Annotated in this window: 12 protein-coding genes; 1 reads left to right on the top strand and 11 read right to left on the bottom strand. The window is 75.8% G+C overall.

The features are described 5' to 3' along the window. Positions 1-130 precede the first annotated feature (130 nt). From ACR9E3_RS28475 to ACR9E3_RS28465, 3 genes are all read right to left on the bottom strand, one after another. Positions 131-1,030 (bottom strand): anti-sigma-D factor RsdA, encoded by a 900-nt coding sequence (locus ACR9E3_RS28475; RefSeq protein ID WP_460384207.1) that lies wholly within the window; start codon positions 1,028-1,030, stop codon positions 131-133. Beyond that, complete coding sequence (locus ACR9E3_RS28470) at positions 1,031-1,609, bottom strand: sigma-70 family RNA polymerase sigma factor (RefSeq protein ID WP_285648660.1); 579 nt, start codon at positions 1,607-1,609, stop codon at positions 1,031-1,033. It abuts the gene before it with no gap. A gap of 317 nt (positions 1,610-1,926) precedes the next feature. After that, positions 1,927-2,523 (bottom strand): response regulator transcription factor, encoded by a 597-nt coding sequence (locus tag ACR9E3_RS28465; RefSeq protein ID WP_116709579.1) that lies wholly within the window; start codon positions 2,521-2,523, stop codon positions 1,927-1,929. A gap of 589 nt (positions 2,524-3,112) precedes the next feature. Between ACR9E3_RS28465 and ACR9E3_RS28460 the strand changes: the two genes are divergently transcribed. Further along, entirely contained in the window at positions 3,113-3,397 is a 285-nt protein-coding gene (locus ACR9E3_RS28460) for a WhiB family transcriptional regulator (protein ID WP_460384205.1), read from the top strand. A 121-nt stretch (positions 3,398-3,518) separates the two neighbouring features. Here the strand turns inward: ACR9E3_RS28460 and groL are convergent, their stop codons facing one another. The 8 genes from groL to ACR9E3_RS28420 form a co-directional block, all read right to left on the bottom strand. Further along, positions 3,519-5,150, bottom strand: coding sequence for a chaperonin GroEL (gene groL, locus ACR9E3_RS28455; protein WP_460384204.1), 1,632 nt, complete (start codon positions 5,148-5,150; stop codon positions 3,519-3,521). Positions 5,151-5,236: 86 nt separating this feature from the next. Continuing rightward, entirely contained in the window at positions 5,237-5,548 is a 312-nt protein-coding gene (groES, locus tag ACR9E3_RS28450; protein WP_285648663.1) for a co-chaperone GroES, read from the bottom strand. 131 nt (positions 5,549-5,679) lie between these two features. Further along, entirely contained in the window at positions 5,680-6,222 is a 543-nt protein-coding gene (gene rimI, locus ACR9E3_RS28445) for a ribosomal protein S18-alanine N-acetyltransferase (RefSeq protein WP_460384202.1), read from the bottom strand. Further along, a complete protein-coding gene (gene tsaB, locus ACR9E3_RS28440) occupies positions 6,219-6,902 on the bottom strand; it encodes a tRNA (adenosine(37)-N6)-threonylcarbamoyltransferase complex dimerization subunit type 1 TsaB (protein ID WP_460384201.1) in 684 nt (227 codons plus the stop codon). Before tsaB ends, rimI begins: the two co-directional genes overlap by 4 nt. Positions 6,903-6,912: 10 nt before the next feature. Beyond that, positions 6,913-7,440 carry a tRNA (adenosine(37)-N6)-threonylcarbamoyltransferase complex ATPase subunit type 1 TsaE gene (gene tsaE, locus ACR9E3_RS28435; RefSeq protein ID WP_460384200.1) on the bottom strand — a complete coding sequence of 176 codons (528 nt, stop codon included), beginning with the start codon at positions 7,438-7,440 and terminating at the stop codon, positions 6,913-6,915. Positions 7,441-7,448: 8 nt separating this feature from the next. After that, positions 7,449-8,639: an alpha/beta fold hydrolase gene (locus tag ACR9E3_RS28430; protein WP_460384199.1), complete on the bottom strand. Its 1,191-nt coding sequence runs from the start codon at positions 8,637-8,639 to the stop codon at positions 7,449-7,451. Continuing rightward, on the bottom strand, positions 8,636-9,793 hold the full coding sequence (alr, locus tag ACR9E3_RS28425) for an alanine racemase (RefSeq protein ID WP_460384198.1): 1,158 nt from the start codon (positions 9,791-9,793) through the stop codon (positions 8,636-8,638). Before alr ends, ACR9E3_RS28430 begins: the two co-directional genes overlap by 4 nt. Next, the gene (locus tag ACR9E3_RS28420; protein WP_460384197.1) at positions 9,790-11,244 is read right to left on the bottom strand and encodes an NAD(P)H-hydrate dehydratase; all 1,455 of its coding nucleotides are present in this window, start codon (positions 11,242-11,244) and stop codon (positions 9,790-9,792) included. The genes alr and ACR9E3_RS28420 overlap by 4 nt, the downstream gene beginning before the upstream one ends. Between the last annotated feature and the right edge of the window lie 19 nt (positions 11,245-11,263).

Here is an 11,263-nt window from a genome sequence, read left to right as displayed (position 1 = left end):
GCGGCGCCGGAGGCGGGTGCCTGCCGCACGGAGCGCAGCGGAGCTGCGGCGCCGGAGGCGGGTCACAGCGCGAGACAGACGAACGGCCCGGTCCCTCATGGGGGCCGGGCCGTTCGGCGTTCGGGGTGGGTCAGCCGGTCGGCGTCGTCGAGCCGGGGCTGGAGGACATCCCGTTGGTGGTCGTCCCGCTGCTCGGGGGCGGCGGGTCGTCGGCACCGCGGGTGGTCGGGTCTCCGGGCGCCTGCTCGGGCGCCGGTGTCGACGCCGGGTCCTGAGCCGTCTGCTGCGGGGCCGGCGTCTCCTGGCTCGGGGTCGTCGGATCCGCGGACTGGCCGCCCGAGGCCGGGGCCTCCGACGTCGGCTCCGACGAGCTCCCGGAGGGCTCGCGGGTGGACGGCGACGGGTCGTTGGACAGCGACGTCTGCACGCGGTCGCGCTCGGTGATGAGCGGAGCCCGCTGCTCCGGCGCCACCTGCGGGATGGCGATGTTCGCCTTGGCCAGCTCGTTGCGGGCGGCCTGCGTGTCGCCGCGGGCGAGGGCGCCGTTGGCCGCGTCGATGCGGCTCCGGACCTCCTCCACCCGCTCCACGCCCTGGGCGCGCTCGGAGAAGAAGACCTTGGAGACGCCCCACAGGGTGTCGCCGGGCATGGCGCCGTGGACGGCGACCGTCAGCCCCGCGCAGGCGACGGCCGCGGCGACGGCGGCGATGGCGAAGGGCATGCGTCGACGGGCGCGCGTGCGCAGCCGGTCCCGGCTCTCGTGGCCGGCCGCGACGGCGTCGGCCGCCTCGTCGAGCGTCACGAGCTCGGGCATCGGATCGGCCTCGATGTCGGCGCGCCAGGCCGCGAGGATCGCGGCGAGACGGTCGTCGTCGGTGCCGCCGAAGCCGTAGCCGTCGGTGTCACCCGCTGCGCCGGCTCCGCCGGCGAGCGCGTCGATCAGGGCGTCATCCGCCCGGACCGCCGCGAGGTCGACGGGGCCGTCGACGAGGTCTCCCTCGGACCCGCCCGACGCCCGGTGGCCGCCCACTCAACTCACCTCTTCCGAGATCGCGGACACCGCGGTCCGCAACTTTGACAACGCCCGGTGTTGGGCCACCCGCACCGCACCGGGAGTGGACTCGACCGCTTCCGCGGTTTCCTCCGCCGACAGTCCAACGACGACACGCAGCACGAGGATTTCCCTCTGTTTGGGCGGCAGCGTGTCGAGCAGTTGACCCATCTGGACGGACAGCGCTCCGTTGAGTGCACGCTGCTCGGGTCCGTCCCGGGGATCGAGCTCCTCGGGGAGCTCCTCGACGGGTTCGGACCGGCTGCGCGCGACCGAGCGGTGCGCGTCGACGACCTTGTGGGCCGCGATGCCGTAGACGAAGGCGAGGAACGGACGGCCCTGGTCGCGGTATCCCGGCAGCGCGGTGAGCACGGCCAAGCACACCTCCTGGGCCACGTCGTCGGCCGAGACCGACGACCGTTCCTGCCGGCCGATGCGCGCGCGGCAGTACCGCACGACCAGCGGCCGGATGATCGCGAGAACGCGGTTGAGGGCTGAGCGGTCGCCGTCGTTGGCGGCGGCCACCAGTCCCTCGAGGTCGTTCCCTGCGTCAGTCATCGCTCCACGTGGCCCCGGCGTTACGCGGGGCGGTGGCTCCGCGGCGCGCATCGGCGTCGGGGGCACCGCCGGACGGTCCGACATCCCGGTCGAGGTGAGGGGACCGGGGGCCGGCATGGTCGGGTCAGCGTAGCGGGCGGGCCCGGGGCCCGGCGCGGGGCGCAATGTGTTCGCCCGATCTGGCGCACGCCAGCGGTCCGCCGCGCGATGGACCGCGCGCGGGATGCCCAGGACGGGCGTGGGGACGTCGTCGGCGGCCGGCATGCCGCGGGTGGTGCCGGCGGGGTCCCCCGGACGGCCGTCGTTCCGGTACGCGGTCAGGAGACCAGGCCCCGTCGGAAACCGTGCGCCACGGCCTGCGCCCGGTCGCGCACGCCCAGCTTGCGGAAGAGGCGTCGGGCGTGCGTCTTGACGGTGTCCTCGGAGAGGTAGAGCTCGCGGCCGATCTGGCCGTTGCTCTTGCCCTGCGCCATCCCGCGCAGCACCTGGAGCTCGCGCTCGGTGAGCTGGACCCCCGAGTCGGCCGGCGTGCGCGGCGCGGGCACCGAGGTGCTGGCCAGCGTGTGGGCGAGGGCGGCGACGAGCTCGGGGCGGGAGGCGTCCCAGCGCAGGTAGCCGCGGGCGCCCCCGGCGATCGCCGCGGCGATGCTGCCGGAGTCGTCGGGCGCGCCGAAGACGATGACGTTGGCCTGCGGGTGGGCCGCGACGAGACGCCGGGTGGCCTCGACACCGGTCGGCACCGCGCGCTGGGTGCCGACCAGGACCACGTCGACGGTCTGCCGCGAGAAGCGCGTGAGCAGCTCGTCCCCGTGGGCGACGCAGTCGATGCGGTGGACACCCGGGACCGCGGACATCACCCTGGTGAGGCCTTCACGGACGCTGCGACGATCGTCGCAGATCAGCACCGTGGTCACGGGAGCTCCTTTCTGCAGCGACCCTGCAGCTGATGAGCGAGCACTCTCCCCCATCGGCGTACGGACCGGCGAGCTTGACCCGCCGTCGGCGACGTTTTCGGTCGCACGCGCAGCACCCGGCTCGCGTCCGCGGTCGAGACCCCGCTCGACGTGCCGGTTCATGCGCTCTCCTCACGACAGGCGCAGTGACGTCCACGCCCCGATGGCCGAGGTCCTCCACGGCCGGTCGGCGCCGGACGGTGACCGCGCGAGCGGCAACCGTCCGGATGTGGTGACACTCCCCCTGTTCAACGTCCGGGCGACCCTACGGTGACGACCGGAGATCCACCGGATACGACCGTCCGGCGACACCGGTGTGTACTCCGCGTGCGGGGAATGATCACGGATCGGAGCCGAATCGGCAAGCACCCCGACATGTAGGGGGACACCCGACGCGCCGAACGGTGCGACGGAGGATGCGGGATGGCGCACGTCGCATGCCCTGGACGCCTTGTGCACAACCGCCATAGGGTCCATCGCGGTGGTCGCGGTGCGCGCAGCAGCGCGTACCCAGAGTCACGGCCACCGCAGCACGCAGTGGAGGTGGCGCATGGCGGACGTCCGCCGGCTTCCCGGACCCAACGCCGACATCTGGGACTGGCAGCGCCTCGGGGCCTGCCGGGGGATGGACAGCGCGTTCTTCTTCCACCCGGACGGCGAGCGGGGCCCCGCGCGGGCCCACCGCGAGCGCCGCGCGAAGGCCGTCTGCCGCAACTGTCCGGTCGTCGAGCCCTGCCGTCGCCACGCCATCGCGGCCGGCGAGCCCTACGGCATCTGGGGCGGCATGTCCGAGTCCGAGCGCGTGGCCGCCGCGACGGGCCGTCCCCGCCGGTAGCGCCGCCTCCCTCCATCCCCTGGACGAACGAACGGCGCCCCCGCTGCTCCGGAAGCAGCGAGAGCGCCGTTCGTGTCCTCGGGGTCCGGGCGATCAGCCGCCCGGCGACGCCCGCAGGGCCTCAGTGACCGTGCCCGTGGCCGTGCCCGTGGCCCCCGGCCGCGGCGGCCGGCTCCTCCTCCTCGGGCTTGTCGACCACGGCGCTCTCGGTCGTCAGGACCATGCGCGCGATCGAGGTGGCGTTCTCCAGCGCGGAGCGCGTCACCTTGACCGGGTCGATGATCCCGGCGGCCATGAGGTCGCCGTAGGTCTCGCTCGCGGCGTCGTAGCCGGTGCCCCAGCCCGACTCCGCGACCCGGGCGCTGACCACGGCGCCCTCGAGACCCGCGTTGCGGGCGATGGCGCGCAGCGGCGCCTGGAGCGCCCGGCGGACCAGGGCCACGCCGGTGGCCTCGTCGCCGGTGCGGCCGAGGTTGCCGTCGAGCTCGGCCGCGGCGTGCAGCAGCGCGCTGCCCCCGCCGGGCACGATGCCCTCCTCCACCGCCGCGCGGGTGGCGGCGATGGCGTCCTCGATGCGGTGCTTGCGCTCCTTCATCTCCGTCTCGGTGGCCGCGCCGACCTTGATGACGGCGACGCCGCCCGAGAGCTTCGCGAGGCGCTCCTGGAGCTTCTCGCGGTCCCAGTCGGAGTCGGTCTCCTCGATCTCCCGCCGGATCTGGGCGATGCGGGCGTCCACCGTCTCGCGGCGCCCGCCGCCCTCGACGAGGGTCGTGGCGTCCTTGGTGACCACCGCGCGGCGCGCGGTGCCGAGCACCTCGGTGCCGACCTCGGACAGCTTGATGCCGACCTCGGGGTTGATGACCGTCGCGCCGGTGGCCGCCGCGAGGTCGTCCAGGAACGCCTTGCGGCGGTCGCCGAAGAACGGGGCCTTCACCGCGGCGACCTTCACCGTCTTGCGGATCGAGTTCACCACGAGGGTCGACAGGGCCTCGGCCTCGACGTCCTCGGCGACGATGAGGAGCGGCTTGCCCGACTCGACGGCCTTCTCCAGCAGCGGGAGCAGGTCCTGGATGGAGCTGATCTTCTCGCGGTTCAGGAGGATCTGCGTGTCCTCGAGCACCGCCTCCATCGAGTCGTTGTCGGTGACGAAGTAGGGCGAGATGTAGCCCTTGTCGAACTGGAGGCCCTCGGTCACCTCGAGCTCGGTCGCCAGGGTCGAGGCCTCCTCGACCGTGATGACGCCGTCCTCGCCGACCTTCTCCATGGCCTCGCCGATGAGGTCGCCGATGGTCTGGTCGCGCGAGGCGACCGCGCCGACGGCGGCGATGCCCTGACGCCCGTCGACCGGGGTGGCCTTCGCGCGCAGGACCTCGGTGACCTTCTCGGTGGCGGCGACCATGCCCGCGCCCAGCGCCGTCGGGTTCGCCCCCGCGGCGAGGTTGCGCAGGCCCTCGGAGACGAGGGCCTGGGCCAGCACGGTGGCCGTCGTGGTGCCGTCGCCGGCGACGTCGTTGGTCTTCGTCGCGACGTTCTTCGCCAGCTGGGCACCGAGGTTCTCGAACGGGTCGTCGAGCTCGATCTCGCGGGCGATGGTGACGCCGTCGTTGGTGATCGTCGGACCACCGAACTTCTTCTCCAGCACGACGTGGCGCCCTCGCGGTCCGAGGGTCACCGTGACCGCACCGGCCAGCTGGTCGACGCCGCGCTCGAGGGCGCGGCGAGCGGTCTCGTCGAAGGTGATCTGCTTGGGCACTGAAGTCCTTCCTGTCCCGCGGAACGCCACCGCCCCGGGGCCCCGTGGGGCCACCGGGGCGGCGATCGTCGTCGTGCGCGGGGGTCCTAGTTGACGACCGCCAGCACGTCGCGGGAGGAGAGGATCAGGTAGTCCTGACCGTTGTACTTGACCTCGGTGCCGCCGTACTTCGAGAAGATGACGACGTCGCCCACGGCGACGTCGAGCGGGATGCGGTTCCCGTTGTCGTCCACGCGACCCGGGCCGACGGCGAGGACCTTGCCCTCCTGGGGCTTCTCCTTCGCCGTGTCCGGGATGACGATGCCGGACGCGGTCGTGGTCTCGGCCTCGCTGGCCTCCACCACGAGCTTGTCCTCGAGCGGCTTGATGTTCACGCTGGCCACGTCGGTGACCTCCACCTGTCTGGGGTCGGAGCGATTTCCGCTGATCTCGGCTTCACGACACCGGCGGGTCCGCCCCGTCGTCGCGGGTGCCGGGGCGGCTCCGATGCCGTGCTGATTGGCACTCTAGCGCCGAGAGTGCCAACGCATCAACGAGGGTCGGTCACGGGCGGGTCGGCCGACCGGTCCGGGCCGGGGTGACGCCGCATCGTGTACGCGTCCGCGCCCGAGGCGTAGTAGCGCCGCCGGGTGCCGACGACCTCGAACCCGGTCGCACGGTACAGGCGCTGGGCCGGTGCGTTGTCCGTGCGGACCTCGAGGTACGTCGTCGCGCCGATGCCGTCGGCCGCGGCGAGCAGCCGGTCGAGCAGGGCGCGCCCGATGCCGTGCCCCTGCCGGGCCGGGTCGACGCCGATCGTGTGGATCTCGGCTTCCGCCTGCTGGCCGAGCCGCCCGGGCAGCAGCGCCACGCCGCCGTAGCCGACCAGCCGGTCGCCGTCGCGGGCGGCCACGTAGCGGTGCCCCGCCCGCAGCTCCTCCCGGAAGGCCCGCGCGCTCCAGGGGTCGTCCCCGGGGAAGAGGATCGCCTCGAGCTCGGCGCACCGCTCGGCGTCGTCGGGGGTGAGCGCGTCGAGGGCGACACGGGGGATCGATCGTCCGGCTCCGCTGCGCTCCGCGTCCGGGGCGGTCACGGCGCGGCCCGGGTGACGGCCTTCGGGGCGCCGGGCGGGACGGCGTCGGGGCGCCGCAGGTAGAGGGGCACGAGCGGACCGGGGACGTCGCCGGCCCGCAGCGCCGGCGCGGCCACCGCGACGAGTCCGGCGGGCGTCGGGCCGGGGGTGGCGGGCGCCGCGCCGACCTTCTCGGCGGCGTCGCCCAGCACGGCCTCGACCCTGCCCTCGGCGGCGAGGTCGCCGCCCGGTCCGATCCGCGCGGCCAGCTCGTCGGGGCGGACGACCTCGGGGCCGTGGGTGCGCACGCCGTCGGTCAGCAGGCTCCAGTACACCTCGCGGCGGCGGGCGTCGGTCACGACGAGCACGGCGCCCGCCGTCCCGACCGCGAGCGCGTCGTGGGTGGGCACGCCGTGCACCGGGATCCCCAGCGCGTCACCCATCGCGGCCGCGGTCACGAGCCCGACGCGCAGGCCGGTGAACGGGCCGGGGCCGACGCCCGCGACGACGGCGTCGAGGTCGGCGCGCGTGCGACCGGCCTCGGCGAGGGCGTCGGCGATCGCCGGGGCCAGCAGCTCGGCGTGCGCCCGGGCACCCTCGCCGTCGCGGGCGGCCAGGGTGCGCGGCTCCGCGCCGTCGCCGAGCTCCACCACGCCGGCGGTGATGCGGGCGGTGGCGGTGTCCAGGGCCAGCACGAGCACGGGGACGACCCTACGGATCCCCGCCGACGAGCCGCGCCGGGCCGTGCAGCAGCGCCTCGCGCACCTCGTCGCCCCCGGACCGGTCCAGCCGCACCAGCAGGTGCTCGGTGGCCAGGTGCTCGGCCACGCCCTCGCCCCACTCGACGACGACGGCGGCGCGGGTCAGGTCGGTGTCGAGGTCGAGGTCGTCGAGCTGGGCCGCGACCTCGTCCGGGACCGGGGTGGCGGCCGTGCCGACGCCGAGCCGGTAGGCGTCGACGTGCACGAGCACCACGCCGCGCCCGCCGAGCGCGGCGGGCAGCGGCGGGTGCTCGCGGGCGATGACGAAGGTCGGGGAGGTCACCGGACCCTCCACGCCGAGGCCCTCCCCGATGCCGGCGGCGAGGCACGTCTTGCCGGCGCCGAGGGGACCGGAGAGCACGACCAGGTCGCCCGGGGCGAGCCTGGCCCCGATGCCGCGGCCGAGCGCGGCGGTGTCGGCGGCGGTGGGCAGGGTGACGCGGCGGTCGGTGGTGAGGCTCGACACGGGGCTCGGCACGGGGCTGATCATGCCCGGCGGCGCGGACGGCGCAGGCCGCGCCGGGGGCGCTCGCCGCCCGCCGAGCGGCCGGGACGCAGGCGGCGCAGGACCTGGCTGCGGTGGGTGCAGCGGCGCAGCAGCTCGAGCAGCGCCGCGTCGAACTCCCCGGGCTGCTCGAGCATGGCCATGTGTCCCGCGCCCTCGAGCGGCACGAGCTCGGCGTGCGGGATCTCCGCGGCGATCAGCTCGGAGTGCTCGTAGGGGATCATCCGGTCGCGGGTGCCGCCCGCGACCAGCACCTCGCACTGGGACAGCCCGGCGAGCGCCGCGCGGCGGTCGTGGGTGGACAGGGTGTTGGCGAACGACGTCAGCGCGTCCAGCGGGGTCGCCGCGATCGTCCGGTCGACGAGGTCGACCAGCGCCGGGTCGGTGGAGCGGTCGCCGAACGAGAGGCCCTGGACGAACGCCCACATCACGTTGCTGCCCATGCGCCGCACGCGGTCCGCGAGCGCCGGCTGCCAGTGCGCGATCCGTCCGAGCACGTTGACCGTCGGGTTGCGGTGGGACAGCACCGCCTGCTTGAGGCCGCCGGCCATGACGTCGCCCGCCGACGTGCAGACCAGCGCCACCCCCGCGACCCGCTCCCGGAACAGCCGGGGGTTGCGCTCGGCGAGCGCCATGATCGTCATGCCGCCCATGGAGTGCCCGACGAGCACGACCGGTCCCTCGGGCACCACGGCCCGCAGGATCGCGTCGAGGTCGGCCCCGAGCTGGGCGATCGTGCACGACCGCGCGGGCGCCTGCGCGGACCGGCCGTGGCGGCGCTGATCGTAGACGACGGTGCGCACCGCGGGCTCGGTGAGCTCGGAGAGCATGCGGCGCTGGAAGTGCCAGCACCTGCGGTCCAGGGCGAACCCGTGGACCAGGACCACGGTCAGCTCCGGCTTCGCCCCCGGGGTGACGGGCGGGATCTCCTCGACCGAGAGCCGGACACCGTCGTCGGCCGCCACGGACGACTCGCGCCCGGGCGGCAGCAGCCCCAGCTGCGAGGGATGGGCCTTCTCCTCCTCGGAGAGCCGCTCGCGCTGGCGCAGGATGCGGGAGCGGGCCCGGCCCGCGCCGACCGCGCCCGCCGCGGCCGCCCCGCCGAGCACGGCGCCGGCGACGGCGCCCGCGACGCCGCCGGGCGAGATGCGGTGCTCCCTGTTCTCGGTCACGACCGGGTCCGCGTCACCCGGGGCCGGCAGCCCACACCGGTCACGACCTCGTAGTGGATGGTGTCGAGCCAGCCCGCCCACTCGGACGCCGTGGGCTCGCCGTCCTCGCCCGGCCCGAACAGCACGACCTCGTCACCGGGGGCGACCGCGGGAGCGGTCTCGTCGGTGGGACCGTCGGCCGGACCGAGATCGACGACCACCTGGTCCATGCACACGCGGCCCACGACCGGTCGGCGTCGACCGGCGAGCTGCACCGTCATCGTCCCTCCGAGCCGTCGCGGCACGCCGTCGGCGTATCCCGTCGGCACGAGGGCCAGTACCCGGTCGTCGGGTGCGGTCCACTCGTGACCGTACGAGACACCCTCTCCCGCGGCGACGCGTTTGACCAGCGCGACCTGCGTGCGGAACGTCATCACCGGACGCAGTCCGTGACGGTCCGGGGCGTCGAGCGGGTCGAGCCCGTAGACCGCGATCCCGGGCCGGACGAGGTCGAGGTGCAGGTCCGGACGGGTGAGGGTGGCCGCGGAGTTGGCGAGGTGGCGCCACGGTCGCGGGCCGCCGAGGGTCTCGGCCGCCGCCCGCCAGGCGTCGTCGAGGCGCTTGGCCTGGACGTCGATCGTCGGGTGCTCGGGCGCGTCGGCGTGCGCGAGGTGTGACCAGACGGCGGCCACCTCGACGTCGCCCGCGGCGCGCGCGTCCTCCACGGCGGCGAGCAGGTCGCCCCACGCCGCGGGCGGGCAGCCGTTGCGGCTGAGACCCGTGTCGATCTTGAGATGGACGCGCGCGGGGCGCCCGGCCCGCCGGGCCCCGGCGGCGACGCCGTCGAGCTCGGCGCGCGACGACACCCCGAGGTCGACCTCGTCGGCCACGGCGGGCGCGAAGTCCTCGTCGGGCAGGTGCAGCCACGACAGCACGGGCGCCCGCACGCCGGCGGCGCGCAGCTCGGCGGCCTCGTCCAGCGTGCAGACGCCGAGCCAGGTGGCGCCGGACGCGAGGGCGGTGCGCGCGACGTCGACGGCGCCGTGGCCGTAGCCGTCGGCCTTGACCACGGCCATGGTCGCCGCCCCGGAGGCGCGGGCGAGCCCGGCGAGCAGGCCGACGTTGTGGGCCAGCGCGTCGTGGTCGACGTGGGCCTCGGCGCGGGGTCTCGTCATCGTCTGACCTCCCGGATCGCCCGTGGCAGGGCGTGCTGCACGAGCGACGCCGGCACCGGCGCACCGGGCCCGTCGGCCGCGCCCGCCCCGATGTCGGCGGCCCGCGCGTGGACGAACGCCGCGCAGCCGCCGGCCCACCAGGGCTCGAGGCCGGCGGCGAGCAGCGCGCCGGCGACCCCCGAGAGCACGTCGCCCGAGCCCGCCGTCGCGAGCCAGGCGCTGCCCGCGGGGTGCACGAGCACGCGGCCGTCCGGGGCGGCGACGACCGTGGCGTTGCCCTTGAGCAGCACGGTGACGCCGAGGTCGGCGGCGGCGCGCCGGGCGGAGTCGACGCGGTCGTCGGTGAGCTCGGCGACGCGCGCGAACTCGCCGGCGTGCGGCGTGATGAGCACTGGGGCGCCGGCGGCCTTCTCGCGCAGTTCCGCGTGCCGCCCGAGCAGCGTCACCGCGTCGGCGTCGGCGAGCACCGGCAGGCCGGCCTCGAGGACCTCCGCGAGCGTGGCGGCGCCGGCGTCGTCGGTGCCCAGCCCCGGCCCGACGACCCAGGCCTGCACGCGGCCGGCCTCGCCGACGGTGTCGGTGGCGACGACCTCGGGCCACGCCGCCCGCACCTCGTCGGCGGCGCTGCCCGCGTAGCGGACCATGCCGGAGGTGGCCAGGGCCGCGGCGCCGCTGGCCAGCACCGCGGCGCCCGGGTAGGTCCGCGAGCCGGCCGCGATCCCGACCACGCCCTGGGTGTACTTGTCGTCGCCGGGGCCCGGCACGGGCCAGCGCCGGCCGACGTCGGCGGCGCGCAGCACGCGGATCGGCGGCGCCGGCAGCTCGGGCCCCAGCCCGATGTCGATCAGCGTCACGGGGCCGCACGCGGGCGCGGCGAGGACGTGGACGGGCTTGCGGGCGCCGAAGGTGACGGTGGCCGCGGCGGTCACGGCGTCGTCGCCGGGGACGCCGGTCAGGGGGTCGACGCCGCTCGGGGTGTCGACGGCGAGGACCGGGACGCCGGCCGTCGCCGCCGCGTCCGCGAGCGTGGCCGCCTCGGGGCGCAGCCCACCGCGCGCGCCGGTGCCGACGATCGCGTCGAGCACGAGGTCGGCGTGCTCGACGGCGACGACGCCCTGCTCGACGTCGGTGAGGACCCGGCCCTTCTGCTTGCGCAGCGCGGCGAGGCCGGCGGGGTGGGCGCGGTCGGGGCTCAGCAGCACCGCGGTGACCGCGACGCCGCGGCGGCGCAGCTCGTAGCCGGCCCAGAGCCCGTCACCGCCGTTGTTGCCCGCGCCGGCCAGGACCACGACCCGGCGCCCGGCGACCCCGCCCGTGCAGCGCTCCAGCTCCGCCAGCGCGACCTGGGCGACGCCGCGGGCCGCGCGGCGCATGAGCGCGCCCTCCGGCGTCCGCGCCAGCACGGGCTCCTCGGCGGCCCGCACCTGCTCGGGCGTCCAGACGCCGTACACCCGGCTACCTCCTCCGTCG

The organism is Actinomycetospora sp. C-140 (genome assembly GCF_054796175.1).
The sequence above is the reverse complement of the archived record's forward strand: the minus strand, read 5'-3'. Positions and strand labels throughout refer to the sequence as shown.